Source organism: Heyndrickxia sp. NPDC080065, assembly GCF_050281185.1.
GTDB lineage: Bacteria > Bacillota > Bacilli > Bacillales > Bacillaceae_C > Heyndrickxia.
This window is the reverse complement of the sequence record NZ_JBNNWS010000011.1, coordinates 45921-63428: the sequence shown is the minus strand read 5'-3', so window position 1 is coordinate 63428 and position 17508 is coordinate 45921. Positions and strand designations below refer to the sequence as shown.

General features: G+C 34.9%; 24 protein-coding genes and 1 other RNA gene. 5 read left to right on the top strand and 20 right to left on the bottom strand.

Annotated features, from left to right (window positions below; all coding sequences use genetic code 11):
• Positions 1-55 precede the first annotated feature (55 nt).
• The 9 genes from ACQKP0_RS14625 to ACQKP0_RS14585 all read right to left on the bottom strand — a co-directional run bounded on the left by ACQKP0_RS14625 (position 56) and on the right by ACQKP0_RS14585 (position 6298).
• Complete coding sequence (locus ACQKP0_RS14625) at positions 56-928, bottom strand: NAD(P)H-binding protein (protein ID WP_427406593.1); 873 nt, start codon at positions 926-928, stop codon at positions 56-58.
• 159 nt (positions 929-1087) lie between these two features.
• Positions 1088-1921: a pyrroline-5-carboxylate reductase gene (gene proC / locus ACQKP0_RS14620; RefSeq protein ID WP_427406592.1), complete on the bottom strand. Its 834-nt coding sequence runs from the start codon at positions 1919-1921 to the stop codon at positions 1088-1090.
• A gap of 96 nt (positions 1922-2017) precedes the next feature.
• Positions 2018-2512: a glutathione peroxidase gene (locus ACQKP0_RS14615; RefSeq protein WP_427406591.1), complete on the bottom strand. Its 495-nt coding sequence runs from the start codon at positions 2510-2512 to the stop codon at positions 2018-2020.
• Positions 2513-2663: 151 nt separating this feature from the next.
• Complete coding sequence (locus ACQKP0_RS14610) at positions 2664-2855, bottom strand: hypothetical protein (protein WP_427406590.1); 192 nt, start codon at positions 2853-2855, stop codon at positions 2664-2666.
• A gap of 359 nt (positions 2856-3214) precedes the next feature.
• On the bottom strand, positions 3215-3664 hold the full coding sequence (locus tag ACQKP0_RS14605; protein WP_427406705.1) for a Dps family protein: 450 nt from the start codon (positions 3662-3664) through the stop codon (positions 3215-3217).
• Positions 3665-3840: 176 nt separating this feature from the next.
• A complete protein-coding gene (locus ACQKP0_RS14600) occupies positions 3841-3963 on the bottom strand; it encodes a hypothetical protein (protein WP_427406589.1) in 123 nt (40 codons plus the stop codon).
• An 81-nt stretch (positions 3964-4044) separates the two neighbouring features.
• On the bottom strand, positions 4045-4791 hold the full coding sequence (locus tag ACQKP0_RS14595; RefSeq protein WP_427406588.1) for an amino acid ABC transporter ATP-binding protein: 747 nt from the start codon (positions 4789-4791) through the stop codon (positions 4045-4047).
• A 13-nt stretch (positions 4792-4804) separates the two neighbouring features.
• Positions 4805-5488 (bottom strand): amino acid ABC transporter permease, encoded by a 684-nt coding sequence (locus ACQKP0_RS14590; protein ID WP_427406587.1) that lies wholly within the window; start codon positions 5486-5488, stop codon positions 4805-4807.
• 15 nt (positions 5489-5503) lie between these two features.
• Entirely contained in the window at positions 5504-6298 is a 795-nt protein-coding gene (locus tag ACQKP0_RS14585) for an amino acid ABC transporter substrate-binding protein (RefSeq protein ID WP_427406586.1), read from the bottom strand.
• Positions 6299-6461: 163 nt separating this feature from the next.
• Between ACQKP0_RS14585 and ACQKP0_RS14580 the strand changes: the two genes are divergently transcribed.
• Both ACQKP0_RS14580 and ACQKP0_RS14575 read left to right on the top strand, forming a co-directional pair.
• Positions 6462-6647, top strand: coding sequence for a hypothetical protein (locus ACQKP0_RS14580; RefSeq protein ID WP_427406585.1), 186 nt, complete (start codon positions 6462-6464; stop codon positions 6645-6647).
• A 171-nt stretch (positions 6648-6818) separates the two neighbouring features.
• Positions 6819-6983 carry a hypothetical protein gene (locus ACQKP0_RS14575; RefSeq protein ID WP_427406584.1) on the top strand — a complete coding sequence of 55 codons (165 nt, stop codon included), beginning with the start codon at positions 6819-6821 and terminating at the stop codon, positions 6981-6983.
• Positions 6984-7151: 168 nt separating this feature from the next.
• On the opposite strand, the gene ssrS is transcribed toward ACQKP0_RS14575, so the two are convergent.
• From ssrS to ACQKP0_RS14540, 7 genes are all read right to left on the bottom strand, one after another.
• Positions 7152-7347: non-coding RNA, 6S RNA (gene ssrS / locus ACQKP0_RS14570), on the bottom strand.
• 113 nt (positions 7348-7460) lie between these two features.
• Positions 7461-7778, bottom strand: a complete 318-nt coding sequence (locus tag ACQKP0_RS14565; protein WP_427406583.1) for a DUF3892 domain-containing protein — start codon at positions 7776-7778, stop codon at positions 7461-7463.
• A 351-nt stretch (positions 7779-8129) separates the two neighbouring features.
• Positions 8130-8228, bottom strand: a complete 99-nt coding sequence (locus tag ACQKP0_RS14560; protein WP_235813293.1) for a putative holin-like toxin — start codon at positions 8226-8228, stop codon at positions 8130-8132.
• A gap of 496 nt (positions 8229-8724) precedes the next feature.
• Positions 8725-9312 (bottom strand): TIGR00730 family Rossman fold protein, encoded by a 588-nt coding sequence (locus tag ACQKP0_RS14555; protein ID WP_427406582.1) that lies wholly within the window; start codon positions 9310-9312, stop codon positions 8725-8727.
• A 22-nt stretch (positions 9313-9334) separates the two neighbouring features.
• On the bottom strand, positions 9335-10372 hold the full coding sequence (gene mnmH, locus ACQKP0_RS14550) for a tRNA 2-selenouridine(34) synthase MnmH (RefSeq protein WP_427406581.1): 1038 nt from the start codon (positions 10370-10372) through the stop codon (positions 9335-9337).
• A 100-nt stretch (positions 10373-10472) separates the two neighbouring features.
• Entirely contained in the window at positions 10473-11522 is a 1050-nt protein-coding gene (selD, locus tag ACQKP0_RS14545; RefSeq protein ID WP_427406580.1) for a selenide, water dikinase SelD, read from the bottom strand.
• A 420-nt stretch (positions 11523-11942) separates the two neighbouring features.
• Positions 11943-12041: a putative holin-like toxin gene (locus tag ACQKP0_RS14540; protein ID WP_427406579.1), complete on the bottom strand. Its 99-nt coding sequence runs from the start codon at positions 12039-12041 to the stop codon at positions 11943-11945.
• A 220-nt stretch (positions 12042-12261) separates the two neighbouring features.
• Between ACQKP0_RS14540 and ACQKP0_RS14535 the strand changes: the two genes are divergently transcribed.
• Complete coding sequence (locus ACQKP0_RS14535; RefSeq protein ID WP_427406578.1) at positions 12262-12873, top strand: DUF2238 domain-containing protein; 612 nt, start codon at positions 12262-12264, stop codon at positions 12871-12873.
• A 104-nt stretch (positions 12874-12977) separates the two neighbouring features.
• Here the strand turns inward: ACQKP0_RS14535 and ACQKP0_RS14530 are convergent, their stop codons facing one another.
• Both ACQKP0_RS14530 and ACQKP0_RS14525 read right to left on the bottom strand, forming a co-directional pair.
• The gene (locus tag ACQKP0_RS14530) at positions 12978-14477 is read right to left on the bottom strand and encodes an amidase (RefSeq protein ID WP_427406577.1); all 1500 of its coding nucleotides are present in this window, start codon (positions 14475-14477) and stop codon (positions 12978-12980) included.
• 185 nt (positions 14478-14662) lie between these two features.
• Complete coding sequence (locus ACQKP0_RS14525) at positions 14663-14842, bottom strand: hypothetical protein (protein ID WP_427406576.1); 180 nt, start codon at positions 14840-14842, stop codon at positions 14663-14665.
• Positions 14843-15069: 227 nt separating this feature from the next.
• Here ACQKP0_RS14525 and ACQKP0_RS14520 point away from each other — a divergent pair, with 227 nt between their 5' ends.
• Both ACQKP0_RS14520 and ACQKP0_RS14515 read left to right on the top strand, forming a co-directional pair.
• Positions 15070-15621, top strand: coding sequence for a DJ-1/PfpI family protein (locus ACQKP0_RS14520; RefSeq protein ID WP_427406575.1), 552 nt, complete (start codon positions 15070-15072; stop codon positions 15619-15621).
• 51 nt (positions 15622-15672) lie between these two features.
• Positions 15673-16140: an SRPBCC family protein gene (locus ACQKP0_RS14515; protein ID WP_427406574.1), complete on the top strand. Its 468-nt coding sequence runs from the start codon at positions 15673-15675 to the stop codon at positions 16138-16140.
• A gap of 68 nt (positions 16141-16208) precedes the next feature.
• On the opposite strand, the gene ACQKP0_RS14510 is transcribed toward ACQKP0_RS14515, so the two are convergent.
• Both ACQKP0_RS14510 and ACQKP0_RS14505 read right to left on the bottom strand, forming a co-directional pair.
• Positions 16209-16970: an HAAS domain-containing protein gene (locus ACQKP0_RS14510; protein WP_427406573.1), complete on the bottom strand. Its 762-nt coding sequence runs from the start codon at positions 16968-16970 to the stop codon at positions 16209-16211.
• On the bottom strand, positions 16971-17312 hold the full coding sequence (locus ACQKP0_RS14505; RefSeq protein ID WP_427406572.1) for a PadR family transcriptional regulator: 342 nt from the start codon (positions 17310-17312) through the stop codon (positions 16971-16973).
• Between the last annotated feature and the right edge of the window lie 196 nt (positions 17313-17508).

The following is a 17508-nucleotide window of genomic DNA, read 5'->3' as shown; positions in this document are numbered from 1 at the left end:
ATCGGACATAAAAAAGAAAATATAGTCCTTATGTGACTATATTTCCTAATTACTGTTATGATATTGAGTTCCTAATTAATTCAGGAAGCCATACATGCAAATCCTGAAATTGAAAACCTAAGTCTGTTGCTTTTTGATTCGACATCGTCCATGTACTTGGAATAGCATATGGTGTTTGTTTATCGTCCTCTTGACTTATTTCTACTTTTGCTTTTTTCCCTGTAGCTTCTTCAATATAAGCTATAAATTCTTTTAAAGTGACCGTTCCATTTGTACAAGTATTAATTGGTCCCTGGAAATCTGTGCTGCTGATCCAGCTAAGAAATTTTCCTGCTTCATCTTCATTAATAAAGCTTATGGAAGCCTCTAGATTCCTTAAATAAATGGTTTCTTCATTTATAACTTTGTCTATATAATAAATCATTCTTTGTGTATAATCATTTTCACCTAGAACGATCGGAAATCTAACAGTTACAACTGGGAATGGTGATTTTTGAAAAAAAACAGCTTCAGCTTGCCGTTTTCCTTCTTGATAAGTGACATCATCTTGTTCCTCATACTTTATTGGATAAGTGTATGGGTCAAAATCATTTTCATTTAGTTCCCTGTCGACAATATCGTAAACCGATAAAGTAGAGGTGAAAATGTATTTTTTCGTCTTGTTTTCAAAAACATCAATGGCGTTCCGTGCGTCGATTGAAGAATAACAAATTTGATCAAATACTATATCCCACTCCCTGCCTTCGAATGCCGTATGGAAAGATTCAACATCATTTCGATCAAATTGAATCGTATCTACTTGATCTGAGAAAGGTATAGGTGTGTTCCCTCTGATAGCAACCGTTACCGATACACCATTATCAAGTAAGGATTGGACTAGTTTCACTCCAAAGAACCTTGTTCCACCTAATACTAATGCAGTTTTCATCTTATTCTCCTCTCAAAGTGTATTCAATGTATATTTCGCTTAAATTTTTTAAATTCCTTCATTTTTCTACTAGGAATAGCGTCAGGAACATGCGGATTTTAAAAACAATAAAAAAACATCTCAATTAAGTAATATGAGATGTTTGTAAAATGAATGATTTTATTTACCGACGATATTAAATGGCTGATTCATTTCAATGGAACGATTTGTTGTACTTCTAACAGCTTCTTTGATTGCACTTCCCCCACCATATAATTCTAATGCATTTAAACCTGCTTCTGTAGGACCATTCGGTGCTGCTACGTTTTTACGTAGTGTAGCAGGTGAACCCTGTTGGGCCAATACCATTTTTGCAGCGCCTAGTACTGTTTGCGCAACGATGGAGCGAATCTGTTGTTCAGATAAGCCGCCTTCTACTCCAACTTGCTCCATTTGCTCCATAAAGTAATAAAAATACGCTGGTCCACTACCTGCAATACCCGTAAATATGTCCATGTTTTTTTCGGGAATTAGATAAACTTCACCAATACTTCTTAATAACATTTTAGCGATGTCAATTTGTTCTTCTGATACATATTGACCGACTGTCATAGCAGTTGCAGATTCAGAAACCATACTTGAAGTGTTTGGCATGACTCTTATAACTGGCTGATTTTTTAAGTTTGCTTCAAAATACTCTGTCGTAATACTTGTTACTATAGATAGAATTAACTGATCAGAACGAACATTAGAACTTAACAGTCCCAGAACATCTTCAATATGTTTTGGTTGCACAGCCAATACAATTGTATTAAAATCATTTAATTGATTTTTATTCTCATCAAAAATATTTATCTTATATTTTGCTTGTAATTCATTTAAACGATCGTGATTCATTCTGTTTTGTACATAAATTTGGTTCGCTGGGATAATGGCTGATTGGATCATTCCAGAGATTATCGCTTCAGCCATCGGACCAGCACCGAAAAATAAAACTTTTTGATTTTGTAACATACATACCTCTTCCTTTCAATTAATATATCGTATCATGTTAGACGATAATTACAAGGAATAAAGTATGGAATGAAAAAGTAAAAAAATTTCAATTCTTTATTTAGTCTTGATTTCCCCTAATAATGCTTCAATCTCTTCTGCTAATGTTAAAGGTTTTATCGCCGGTGAATATCTTGAGACCACTCTCCCTTCTCGATTCACCAGAAATTTTGTGAAGTTCCATTTAATCTTTTTTGATCCTAGAATTCCGGGAACTTCCTTTGTTAAGTACTGAAATAGCGGGTGAGCGTCTTTTCCGTTGACATTGATTTTTTGAAACATGGGAAAGCTTACTCCGTAATTCAAAGAGCAAAACTCCTCTATTTCTTGATTTTCTCCCGGATCCTGGTGATTAAATTGATTGCATGGAAACCCTAGTATTTCTAACCCTTTTTCATGATATTTTTGATATAAATCTTGTAATTCCTTAAACTGAGGTGTAAAACCGCATTTGCTGGCAGTATTGACTATGAGTAATACCTTCCCTTGATAATCCGAAAATAATTGTTTATTTCCATTCATTCGTATAGCCTCAAATTGGTAAATATTCATTTCCTGCACACCTCGCGTATATTCATAATTTAATAGCAATCAACTCTTTATATTTTAATATAATGCATGTGAACGATTAGATTCAAATAACTTAAACGAAAAAAATGGCGGATTATTTGCCGCCGTTTTCAGGTAAGTATTTGAGAAAATATTATTCATTTATATACGGATAAGAAATATGAATGCCATTTATGGTTCCTGGTTCATGATCGTCTTGCAGTGCTTGTATAAAATCCTCAAATTCTTCTTGTAAATTTTCTGGTGCACCGGGCTTCAAATGCCAATTTCCAGGCTCGTCTACAAAAAAGGGACTATTCATAAATCTTGGTCTAATTCTAGGCAATATAGATCACACCTTTTTGCTTTATTATTTTCGTAATAAGTAAAATAATACACTTTTACAGTGTCACAGAGTTTTCCCTTTCCATATACTGAAATTCGATTTACAATAAAATGAGAAATCTTTAGGAGTGAAGATGATTGACGAATATTTGGATACCTATTTTGAGTATTATGGTTATTATTTATATAGTGATTGGTGTATTTTTGATACGTTTCCTAAAGAAAAATAAAAAATCATAAACTTTGATTCATTTTTTTAGTTATACATAACAGGGAGTGGGATTAATCGAAAAACAGGGGATTTCTTTAAACCCTGTTTTTCTTATGTCTAGCTCCAGCGCTTACGCTTTTCTTATTTCCCTATTCATATGCCAAATAGGCCCTGAACATCCATAAATGCTTTTCAAATCTACCTTGCAGATCGTTTAATAAATCTACGGTTGGTTGATCTTGTTGTTCTTCTGCTAGATTTCTTCCTGTTTCATTTATTTCTCTCACTATTTGTTCATAATCTTTAATAAGCTGCTCCATGATTTCTTTTTCCTTATCATCAGCTTGAGCTTCAACAAGTGTTGTTTCTTCTAAGTACTTACTCATCGTCGCTAAAGGCTTGCCTCCAATTGTTAATACTCGTTCAGCGATTTTATCTAAATCTTCGGCCATTTCATTATAAAGATTTTCAAATAAACTATGTAATTGGAAGAAATGCTTCCCTTGTACAAACCAATGATATCGATGTAATTTTACATACATAACAGTAAAATTTGATAACTCTTGATTCAAAAAATTGACTAGCTGCTGATTTGACATCCAAAAATCCTTTCCTTTCCAAATAGATTTAATCTTAGTATTAGATAGAAGTTCTTTTTTATTCATTTGGCTTTATTAATCGATGATAAAATCTCTCGTAGGATATGTGTTAAGTGAGTTCTTTACGTAGTAAAACTAGCTGAACGTAAAAAAGGGCGGTTTGCACCGCACCTTAATTAATATTCGATTTCTTCATAATCTTTCGGCTGTGGAAGTGGATTATTAGGTACCTTTGTTTTTTGCTTTTCTTTGGATTTCTGCTGAACTTTATTCGTATTCGGTTTAACATTTTTACTCATATTCTCACCTCGAGTATATTTTGAGCAAAATGTTGATGAATATTCATATGAAATTCTGTAAATTCAATTTATCACTGCTTATCACCTAGCATTGACTTTATTTAGGAACTGTAATAATCGTGGGTTGTCTGAATGGTTAAATACCTCTTCAGGTGTTCCTTTTTCAACAACTATTCCATGATCCATAAAGATCACTTGATCGGCTACATCACGTGCAAACTGCATTTCATGTGTAACAACGACCATTGTCATTCCTTCATTTGCTAAATCTTTCATTACTTTTAGCACTTCTCCTACAAGCTCTGGATCTAAAGCAGATGTTGGTTCATCGAATAGTAAAACTTGTGGATCCATCGCCATCGCCCTAGCAATGCCTATTCGTTGTTGTTGACCACCTGAAAGCTGATGTGGGTACATTTCCCCGCGATCTTTAAGCCCCACTTTTTCCAATAACCCTAGTGCTTTTTGTCTTGCTTCCGTTTTTGATCGTTTTAAAACAGTTGTTTGGCCTTCCATGATGTTTTCCATTGCTGTTAAATGAGGAAATAAATTATAACCTTGAAATACCATTCCAGTCTGTCTCCGAATCGGCATCACCTCTTGTAGTTTAAGCCTATTTTTCTCATGAAAATTAATTTTTTTATCCCCTATTGATAGAAAACCTTTATCAGGTGTTTCTAATAGATTCAAGCAACGAAGGAGAGTTGTTTTACCTGAGCCAGAAGGACCAATGATAACAGCCGTTTTTCCTTTAGCTATAGTAAGATCAATTCCTTTTAAAACCTCTAGATCTTTAAAACTTTTATGTAAATGTTCAATTGTAATCATTTATTTTCCTCCATTATTTTGCTACTGTCCGATCATATCTTCTTTCTAGCAAGGATTGACCAAATGATAGTACAGTACTAAAAATTAAATAGATAAATGCAACCTCTACATAAAGCCAAAGAGGTTCATATGTAGCTGCAACGATTTGTTGACTTTTTTGAAACATTTCTGTCACTGTTATGGTTGCTGCTAAGGAGGTATCTTTGACTAAGCTGATAAAGGAATTACCTAATGGAGGCAAGGATACACGCATAGCTTGGGGTAAAATAATTCTCCTCATTGCTTGGGATTTAGTCATTCCAATCGAAAAGGCTGCTTCCCACTGCCCTTTTTGAATAGATAAAATCGATGCCCGGAAGATTTCTGAACTATAGGCTCCTACATTCAGTGTAAAGCCAATCACCGCTGCTGGAAAAGGGTTTAATGTAATCCCTAAATTCGGTAATCCATAAAAAAGTATAAAAAGCTGAACGAGCAATGGTGTCCCCCTGAAAATCCATACATAGAATTTGGCAAGAACGATTAAGGGCTTTATATTTGAAATTCGGACAATCGCTGTAAAAAAAGCTAATAATGTCCCTAAAATAAATGCAATGATAGAAAGAGGAATTGTAAAATATAAACCGGCCTTTAATATTGGAAAAAAGGAATCACTAAGGATTCCTATTATTCTCGAGGTTGCCTCATTTGTAAACATCTATTTTCCATTCCTTTATTTCGACACATCTGTGCCAAACCATTTTTTTGAGATTTTTAAATACGTACCATCTTTTTTCATGCCAGCTAATGCTCCATTCACAGCATCAACTAGCTCTTTCGAATTTTTTCTAAATAAAAAAGCATTGTTTGTTGCATTTTTTTCCTCATAAACAACTTTTATTGGAAGATTGGGCTGGTGCTTTCTTAAATCATAATAGGAAAGACTATCATTAATTGTTGCGTCTATCCTTTTCGAAGTGATCAAATCAATTGCTTGATTAAAACCATCAACAACGGTGTTGGTTGCTCCATGGTCCTCTGCGATTTTTCTGTAGTTACTATCTAATGATTGTCCTACCTTTTTTCCTTTTAAGTCGTCTAATGATTTAATATCATTATTATCTTTACTTACTACCAATACAGCTTTAGATACAATATATGGATCGGACATATCGTATTTTTTTAAACGATCCGTTCTTACAGCAACCTCATTGGCTATTAGGTCATACCGCTTTGCATCTAATCCAGCGATCATGCCATCCCATTTTGTTTCAATATATTTAGTTTTTATTTTTAATCGTTTAAACACTTCATTTGCTATATCAATATCGAAACCTGTCAAATTGCCTGATTTATCATGAAAGGTAAAAGGTGAGTAAGTTCCTTCCGTTCCAATGGTTACTTCCCCTTTATCTTTTATTTGATCATAAAGATTTTTTTGCTCTTTCTTATTTCCACCTTTTGCGGCACATGCTGTTAATGCAATAACAATGGACATCGCTAAAATTGCAAGAAATATTTTTTTCATTTTTGTTCCCTCACTATGCTTGGAATATATCATAGTTTACCCTTGGCAATTCGTGCTATGCATGACCTGATTTTTTAAATATCCTTAAATTTCTTATTTTCTTGCATTCAAATCACCTTATTAATGTTTGTACATATATTAATAATGAAGGAGGTGGTTAAACATGGTTCTATTATTTTTGGCTGCCATTGTCGCAGGATTCGCTTTACTTGGCCTTAGCCTTTTAGGAGTCGTAACCGCCACATTAGCAACAGTACTTGAATTTATTGGTGCAGCAGCAGTAGTAGTATTTGCAATCGTATTGATCGTAAAGGCGATCATGGCCCTATTTGGAAAACTTAAACTTTAACATCCTTTTTTAAAAATCTGTGGAGGATGTCTGTTATCATAAGATTTATTTAGGACTCATTTATAATTATCATTTATCTAAGTGGGAGCAATCCCACTTTGTTATTTTTTAAAAAAACATACATATTGTCCAATAATTATTAAAAAGATAAAATAAAGGAGGTTATTACTCATGGTAAATCAAGACTTTGAAAAGTTTCATCAGCTGCAAGAAAAACATAAATCCAGCTATCTTGGGAAAAAGTCCGACCAAAAGCAATTAAATTCAGATCCTGACTATAACAACCAGTCTGATACTGATAAAGTAATTGGTGCTACTGGTAGAGAAGTAAAATAAGCTAGTCTATTCCTCCACTGTCAGCTATATTAAAAAAAGACCTATTACCTTAGGATCACATGTCCTGGGGTTATAGGTCTTTAATGTTTTTCAGGTTGTACTCCAACTTATCTGCTTTAATACAAAAAATCAGTTTCCAAAAGAAAACTGATTTGTTCATTGTCATTATAAAAGGCCGCCTTTGCCGTATGAGTATTAAGAAAGTTTTAAACCACCACTCCTCAAAGTGGGTGTTTGCAGAAACATTCTTGCTTGTCCTCCATGCCATATAGGCAGAGACATGTCATTCCAGTTCCAATATAAAACTCCCTATTACAGCTTAAAGGTTAAAACTTTATTATCAATACGTACAATGCAGCTTGTATTGTTATATTACTTTATAATAAGATTTTTTTCAAGTGAAAAATCTTCCTAAACATATTCTTAGATTAATATGAAAAATGATACAATTGAATAAGCATTTTTCATTCTAGTTATTTAAAAAGTTGGCAGTTGATCTAAATTATTTTCTTTAATTCCATCAGGCTCGCTCCTCAATATGTCCCTTCCATATTTATGAAATACATCAACATTTGCTAATTTACCTGACTTTGCTTCTTCCAATGCACTTACATAATCTAGTTCTCTTCCATTATCAGTTTTTATGGCGATAATATCACCATCGTCATTTTTTCTAACAGCGACAATCTCTTCCTTTCCACTGACTTTATTTTGATTTGCTACTTCTTTCCTAGCATTTTCTTCTCCATGAATTTTATATTGTTCATAAATCTGCTCAAAATCTTTTGATTCCAATTCATCCACCTCCCGAACGTATATTTAGTATGCTCGATTGATTACAATTTATGTATTATGATTAAAGGAGACTTTTTTCACAGGATGAAAATTACTACTTTTGTCATGATGTACAGATTGATGCTATTTCTATAAAATAGACATTGGGGCGAAAATTTGTATTTTATCTTTCAATATTTCCTATTTTAAGAATTTAGTTTGAATATGGAAATCTCTTTGTATATAATAAGATAAGATAAAAAAGAACATTGGCTCCCAACCAATGTTCCTATACACAGTAAACTGCATGAAGCAGTGGCCCTTTTTTAGGAAACTGTTAACCTACCCTTATCCATGGCCCGGCAGGGTGGGTTATTTCTTTTTTGTCAGAGAAATAACGACTGTAATCACGGTAACGATTAATGACCCAAACATCATCATTAGCGATAACGCCTCGTAAAATGTGATCATCAGTGATCCCCCTTTCGGATAAGAAGTAACCACCGCCACCCTGCTATACTGTGTTACCCATTATTATAGCACAAGCATTTTGAGTTTTTAGAAATTTCTTACAAAATCAATTCAATCTACCTACACTTTTTGTGAAAATAAGATGATTGGTCTATGTCCACTCGTTTGTTTACATAATGATGTTACTGTAAATAATAATTTTTTATTAAGGCTCTTTTCGTATAAATTGTTGTTTTTAGACTATAAACTTAGTCCGTTGATTTCCGCTCCAGACACTTGCTTTCCGTGGGGAGGGATGGGAGCCTCCTCGGCGTTACCGCTTGTGGGGTCTCCCACTTCCCTCTTTTTCCCGCAGGAGTCAAGTGTCCTCCGCTACAATCAACTCAGATTGTTAATAAAATATCACTAAAAAAGCAACAAACTTTACGAAAACAGCCTTTATTAAAATAAAGAGACTGTCTGAAAATTAAAATTCTCAGACAGCCCCCTAAACATTTTAATTTGTTGTTTCTAGTTGTTTCCACTTAAGTCCCATCTCTGGACGTTGGTAGTTTATTAGTTTTTCCAATAATTCTAAAGCATTAGGTGCTGAAACAAGAAGAGCTTTGTTTGAAGGATTCATGAAGCCCTCATTTGCAGCGTGATCGACCATTTTTATGATTGGATCGTAAAAATGATCGATATTTAATACACCTACTGGCTTCTGATGAATTCCGATTTGAGACCAACAAATCGCTTCAAATAATTCTTCGAAAGTTCCATAACCACCTGGCAATGCGATAAAGCAATCGGATAGCTCACTCATCTTTGCCTTTCTTTCATGCATTGTGTTGACTTCTATCAATTCAGTTAAACCTTGGTGAACAATCTCACCTTTAAATAGGGATTTGGGCATGACACCAATCACATTCCCTCCATTTTTAAGAACTTCATTAGCTACCTCACCCATTAATCCAACACATGAGCCGCCATACACTAAATCCAAATTATGCTTTATTAACAATTGTCCAAGCTCCTTAGCTTGGACAGCATATTCTTCTTTTTCCCCTAAATTTGATCCTGCATATACACAAACTCTTTTCATTTTATCACCTTCTATTTATACTTTAATTTTGCTTTACACTTAAATGATTACGAATAGATTCTATCGCTTCTTCTATGTTGTTTACATTTATAGTTATTTTACGATCATCTGGATATTGCTTTGCTGTATGTTCATATAATGGGTCATAGTAATATTCCAGTAAAAGTCCGACTGCGGAAGAGTAATCCTCTGATTTTAAATCTGATTCAATTTTATTAGCAATAGGAGTATGGATCCTCCTTTTAATTCTTGTGAATGCTTCAAAGCACTCTTCTTCGTGTTCCCATGGTTGGTAGTCCTCCAATATATGACGAATGCGTTCTTCTATTGGCATTTCGATAAAAAATTGAAGCCCCTGTTCCTTTTTTTTAACAACAAAGTCAGGGAGTGTAACTTTGCCGACCCTTTTGCTTTCCCCTTCAAATAAAATAAAAGGTGATTGTTGGAAAGGAAGAATGTTTTCAACAAGTAAAGCATCAAATGTTTTTTGATTATTTGGCTCTAACCCAATTTGACCAAATATGGATCCTCTATGTTTTGCCATCCCTTCAAGATCTAAAACTGGGAAACCTTCTTCATTTAGACGACGGAGAATAGTTGTTTTTCCGGAGCCAGTATATCCATTTAACACAAAGACTTCAGGTTTAATTTCTAAGGTTTTTAACGTACCTACAACCCAATTACGATATGATCGATAGCCTCCATTTAATCGAAAGACGTTTATCCCCATTAATGAAAGAACGGTCGCTGACGTTTTACTTCTCATTCCTCCACGCCAGCAAAAAACTGCTTTTTGACCATTTATTTGTGCAAATTCTTTTACAAAGGCAGGGAGCTTGGCAGAGACAATCTCAAGTCCTCTTTCTTTGGCAGCTTGTGGACTAATTTGCTTATAAATTGTCCCAATTTCTGCTCTTTCCTCGTCATTAAAAAAAGGAATATTTAAACTACCAGGAATTGTTGCATCTTTATATTCGGAAGGAGAACGTACATCAATTACTGTAAGCTCGTTTTTATTTTTTAAAGTAAGTAATTCATTAATCGAAATATCCTGGAACACAATGTTTCCTCCTTTTAGATCAAGGACAAATATTACTGATATGTAGTGCATGCCTTTACTACGGATTTAGAAGATCTATGACATAGGATATATAATAAAATTACATCACTATTATATGACCTGGGTTTTCACTAGTTACTCCACCAATTAAAGCTGCCTCGACCCCAGCTTTTTGTAAATCGGAAAGGAGAGATTCTGCTTCCTCACCTGCAACTGAAATTAAGAGCCCGCCTGATGTAACAGCATCACATAATATCCATTGATCAATTTGATCCATCGTTTCTGGGAAAGTAACATTTTTTTCAATGTGAGCATAATTATTTTTAGTCCCGCCGGGTATTGCGCCTGCTTCAGCTAACTCCCTTACACGAGGCAGTATTGGCACTTGTTCTTTATATATGCGAAGCCCAGTATTACTTCCTTTTGCCAATTCTGTAGCATGTCCCAGCAATCCAAATCCGGTTACATCTGTACATGCATGGACATTATAGGATTCCATCGTTTCAGCGGCAGTTTTATTTAAAGTTGTCATGACATTTGTCACACGGGCAATTTCTTCTTCAGTTAGAAGATCACGTTTTATGGATGTCGTCATTATTCCTACACCAATAGGTTTTGTTAAAATCAATTTATCCCCATGTCTTGCACCCGCATTTGTACGTACTTTATCAGGATGGACAATTCCAGTAACCGCTAGACCAAATTTTGGTTCTTTATCATCTATTGAGTGACCACCTACAAGAGTTACACCTGCTTCTTTTAACTTATCCCCTGCACCACGTAAAATATCTGCTAGAATTTCTTTGTCCAATGTATGAATTGGAAAGGCAACAATATTCAATGCAGTAAGAGGCTTTCCTCCCATAGCATATATATCACTAATTGCATTTGCTGCAGCAATCTGACCAAACGAATAAGGATCATCAACAATTGGTGTAAAAAAATCAACAGTTTGTACGATTGCTAAATCGTCACTTAATCGATAGACTCCAGCATCATCACTTGTGTCTAAGCCTACTAATAAATCCGGATTTGGAACGGCCGGTGGCAAAGTTCGGATCACGGCTGCCAAATCTGCTGGACCGATTTTACAGCCACAGCCTCCTTTGGTAGATAGTGAAGTAAGTTTAATAGTATTTGTGTTTGTCATTAGACAACACCCTTTCTTTTAAAGCTATTTACTTATTATTATAGAACACAAAGTCAAAAATTGCATAATGAATGAATTGACTACACGTCTTACTGTAAATTGTATATAATGGAATTAGCAGAATATAATAAGAAAAGCGAAAGCGCCGCAGCGCTAGTGTACGGATTTCGTAGTCTTCGACTGAGATAAAGGAAACACTGCGAGGTAGTTAACGAGCTAGTGAAATTGGCACTTCAAATTTCACCTGATGTTGACTTATCGTAGGGAGGAGACGGAGAAATCCGCTAGCCGATAGGCGCTGGAGCTAGACAAAAAAGGAACATTGGTGTACACCAATGTTCCTTAACACAGCTACTGCATGATGTGCAGTGGCCCATGAGGAAGAATAGCTCACCCCAACTACGGCCTAGGCAGGGTGGGTTATTTTCTTTTCTCAAGAGAAATAACAATGGTAATCACGGCTACGATTAATGACCCAAAAGTGAGCATTAGCGTTAACGCTTCGTAAACTGTGATCAATAGTAATCACCCCCCTTCACTAAAGGAGTGACCACTACCACCCTGCAACTGTGTCCTTATCATTATAGCACCTCTTTTTAGAATTTATAAAAATTTTCCAAAAAATAATTCGATAGGCCTACACTTCCTCTTTTACTTTTAACTAATTTCCAATCTATATAAAAACTCTAATGAAATTTCTTTATTGGGAGAAACTATTGCTTAGTTAGGAGGAATAATAATGTTTAATCGTATAAAAGTTTCACATTTCATTTTACTACTAATAATTATTGGCGCTTTTATATGGTCATCTATTAAAACTACTGATTATTTTACATGGGTTTTAGAGGTTAGTCCTGTCACAATAGGATTATTAATATTAATTTTTACCTATAAACGTTTTCGGTTTACCACTCTTTCCTATATTATCATTACTGTTTTATCAATCTTCGTCTTCATCGGAGGTCACTATATATATGAAAGAGTCCCCTTATTTAATTGGATAAAAGATGTATTTCACTCACATAGAAATAATTATGATCGATTTGGCCACTTTGCTAAAGGATTTTTTGCCATTATCATTCGTGAAATATTAATTAGAACATCATGTCTTCAGCCTTCAAAATGGCTAATCTTTATCACGTTATCAATTGTACTAGCCATTTCCTCCTTATATGAAATCCTTGAATGGCTCGCTTCTAAAATTTTCGGAAAATCGACTAAAGACTTTCTAGGGACTCAAGGTGATATATGGGATTCTCAATGGGATATGTCTTTATCATTACTTGGTGGGATTCTTTGTTTATTAATACTTTCAAAATTGCATAATAAATATCTTAAAAAGCCTTTATAAAAGCAAATGTACCTTTGGTAACAGTATGTGAGATTTGTCACGCTAAAAAAGCTATCCTTTAATCCAAACAAAGATAGCTTTTTTAGTATTCAGATAAGCTTCAATTACACTGCCGGGTACATCGGATTCCCTTTCATTCCAATCCATAGGTCGGATTGCTCTATTTGATAAGCAATATTTAATAACCAGTCTTCTTTCCCTTTCGGTGCCATAAATTGTACTCCAAGTGGTAGGCCTTTATTAGTAAGATGGACAGGTATCGATATTGCTGGCTGCCCAGTTAAGTTTGCGAGCTGTGTAAACGGTGTATAAGTTAAGCTTGGTTCAAACATGTCATATACAAATTTCAGTTGATCAGCCTTTGTTAATTCGCTAATTTTCATTAACTCAGCAATTTCTATTTCTGTCTGTGTTAGCTCACCAATCTTTGGAGCTGAGTAAGCTGTTGCTGGAGTGATAAATAGATCATAAGTTTGATGGAATTCTGCCATTTGAGCAGCAGCGACATCCCACTCCGCTATGCTTTGGGTAAATTCAGCTGCTGTTACTGATTTACCTGCAACGTTTAATACCCAGGCCACAATCTCCATATCTTTAGCAGTTATAGCTCTCCCTAGCGCTTTTTCTATTGAATCGACCATTCCTGCAATCTCGCCATTATTCATTATATAATAGTTTTCCATCAGTCGGATTCCATCAACATTATTAGTTCTTTCTTCCACTTCATGCCCTTGTTCTTCTAGCCATTGAACTGTTTTATATATAGCATGCCGAGCTTCTTCACTAACAGGAGTGTCAACGGGTGACTGAGTCGTAAATGCAATTCGAAACTTTTGTTTAGTCTGTTTTTTGATTTCCTCAAAATAACTTCCTGGAAACAACGGTGTTTGAAATGCAGCTTCAGGCTGAATCGTTTGTAATACATCCAAAAGGGCAGCACTGTCACGAACAGATCGAGATAAAACAAAATCTATGGAAGCACCTTGCCATTGGCGTCCGACTCCAGGTCCTACCGGTGTTCTTCCCCGAGTGGGCTTTAATCCAAAAAGGCCTGTAAAGGAAGCAGGAATGCGAATTGATCCTCCCCCATCACTTGCACCAGCTATCGGCACAATTCCAGAAGCAACACTTGCTGCGGCCCCGCCGCTTGACCCGCCTGATGAGTATTGTGTATCCCATGGATTTCGAGTCGGTCCATGTATTTCAGGCTCGGTAATATTTTTTAAGCCAAACTCAGGTGTATTCGTGTGGCCTAAAAAAAGAAATCCAGCTTGGCGCAGACGAGCCACATAGTTTGAATCTTGTCTAGCTATATTATCGATAAAAAGTTTGGATCCCGAGGTAAGCGGCTCCCCTTTAATAGATTGTGATATATCCTTTAGCAATATTGGCACTCCAGCAAAAGGCTTATCTTCAATATGTAGTTGCTCCGCTTCCTCCAAAACTTTTTCATAACGGGTTCTAACAACAGCATTTAATAACGGATTTACTTCTTCTAATCGTTCAAAAGCTGTTTCAACTAGTTCTTTTGGTGAAACCTCTTTCTTTTTGACTAAGTTTGCAAGACCTACCGCATCATGTGCTAAATATGTATGCTTGTCCATTTCTCCACCTCACCTGAGATTTTCTAACCAGCTTTTATTTTCCGATAAAATTGGAATGATTACAAATTTGGCGGTTAGAAGTATAAGATATTCACCACTTTCTGGCATAAAAAAAAGACAATTAGTTCCTTTGTTGAACTAATCATCTTTTATAAGGTGCATATAAAACTAGTAAATTATTTAACTTAGTCTCGATCAATTACCTCTACAGATGAGATAAAGGTCGGATTAATGATTAAATTCCCAAATTTTTGAATAACATTTGTCATAAGTCCCATTTGATTAGTGACTTTTTTCATAAATTCATCAATATGTGTATCAACTAAATATTCCTTGCCATTAGCCATCGTTACTTTTACTGGCATGATTGTATCCCACCTTTACCATAAGAAATATTTAACATAGTTTATGAATCCTTTAAATAAAAATGACTCTTAAAGGTCTCTAAATCAGACTTTCTTTATTATAAAAACACATCTCATTTCCAGTCAAATATATTGCGTTAAAAATTTACATTTTTCTAAAAGGATTTTCATATATTTTGTTGAAGTGTATTCATATAATTAATTCCTATATTTGAGGAGGGTTTTTCATGTCAAAAAAGATTTTAATTATTGCCGGAGACGCAGTTGAAGCATTAGAAATCTACTATCCTTATTTTAGGTGTTTGGAAGAAGGATTTGACGTTACCATTGCCGCTCCATCTAAGAAAAAACTCAATACTGTTGTACATGACTTTATCGGGTGGGATACGTATACGGAAAAAGGTGGATATTTAATTGAAGCTAATGCATCTTTCGACGAAGTGAATCCAGAGGAATATGATGGGTTAATTATTCCTGGTGGACGTGCACCAGAATATATTCGCTTAAATGAGCATGTTCCTGGAATTGTTGCCCACTTCTTTGAAGAAAATAAACCTGTTGCAGCTGTCTGTCATGCCAGCCTAGTGTTAACTACTGTTCGTGAATATCTCGTAGGAAGAGAGATGACAGCCTATATTGCTTGTAAACCTGAAGTGGAAGCTGCTGGATCGACCTACATTACCGAGCCTTTGCATGTTGACGGAAATCTTGTTTCAGGACACGCGTGGCCAGACCTGCCTGGACTTATGAGGGAATTTATTAAGCAAGTGGCGAGGTAATTTCGTAATAGTGAGAAAATAATAGGAAGGTTTTTTAAAGGGAGAATAATAATGCCTACCATCAAGCATCAAGAATTTATCAAAGCACCTATCGAAGCTTGTTTTGATCTTGCAAGGAATGTTGATATTCATACTCAAACTACTTCAGATACGAAAGAAAGAGCTGTTGGTGGGGTAACAAAGGGGTTGTTAGAGGTAGGAGATACCGTTACATGGGAAGCTTTTCACTTTGGTGTCAAGCAGAGACTGACAGCCAAGGTTACAGAAATGCAAAAGCCATACCAATTTGTTGATATTATGTTAAATGGTGCCTTTCATTCCTTTATTCACATACATCAGTTTTCTGAGGTAACCGATGGAACTATTATGACTGATACATTTCAATATAAGTCCCCTTTCGGTTTAATCGGGAATATGGCTGATATCTTGTTTTTGAAAAAGTATATGCATAGGTTTATTGTTTTCCGTGCAAAAGCATTGAAAGAGATTGCTGAAAATATGGATTCTATCGCCAAATAAAGTATCAACTATCAACCTGGGGAAGCAGTGAGATTTCACATATGGAACTCACTGCTTTTATCATATGCTTATTTAACAGCCTTCATTTCTCGTTTGTTTTTAACAAAAAAATACAATAGGAGAAGCACTATTCCACCAAAAAATAATCCCAAGGTAAGTAAAGATTGATCCTTTGGAGCGCCTGTAATTCGCTCAGCTATAAAATTAGGAGCAATAATAATACATGGAACAATAATTGTTGACCATGTTTTTGCGAAAATAGCATAACCAATTAAAAATACGATACATATGACTGCAATCAAGCTATTTTGAAAAGGTGTTGCTTCAAATATTGGTTTTAATCCCATCCATTTGTTCAAGAAATGTGTACCAAAAAAAATTGCAAAAGGAACAGCACCTATTACCCAAAACATTGCTATTTGCTTACTTTTTGATATCGTGTTTGAACTATCATAACGAAATAACCAAACGAACATCACGATAGAAATGATAATAGCAGACATATTCCCGATTATTTCAATAATGGTAAAGGACGCTTGCCCTCTGATTGCATCAGGTAATATGATATAAGCCAAAGCAAGAGAGAAAAAAAGAAATAAGGTTGATAGTATCTCTTTTCTATCAGTGTTCATTTCATTTTTTATCTGATTCATATACGCTTTAGGTGACCCACCAGTTATTGTATCTATATTTTTTCCGGATTTTTCAGCTTGAATTAAATGATCTTCTAATTCATTTACAATTTCTCTGATATCCTTTTCATTCTTTCCATATGTCTGTAAATAAATATTTAAATTTGCCAAAAACTCAGTTGCCTTATCTGATAACATCTACTCCACTCCTTTATTAAGATCGATGGTAAATAAAGCGTGTACGGCCTTTGAAAGCTCGAACCACCTTTCTTGAAAATCAGCTAAAACCGTTACCCCAGCTTCTGTGATTGAATAGTATTTTCTTTTTGGACCATTTGGTGAAGATTTCATTTCAGTTGTAACTAAACCTTCTTTCTGCATTCTCATTAAAACAGGATATATACTGCCTTCGCTGACCATATTAAGTCCAAATCCTTCTAACTTCTCAATCATTTCATATCCATAGGTCTCCCCTCGAACAATGACAGCTAACAAACAACCTTCTAATATTCCTTTCAGCATTTGTGTTGATGACGACATTACCTCCACTCCTATGCATTACAAGATAGTAACCTAAAAAAATATTATGTATCTTGTAATACACTATAGCTTAGAAAAAAATAAAAATCAACTATTTTGTATTACAAGATACTAATTTTTTTACCTAAAGATATTCAAAAATAGAAATATATTTTAGGAAATACAAATGGTATTTTTTCAAAATCCAAAAAAGGAA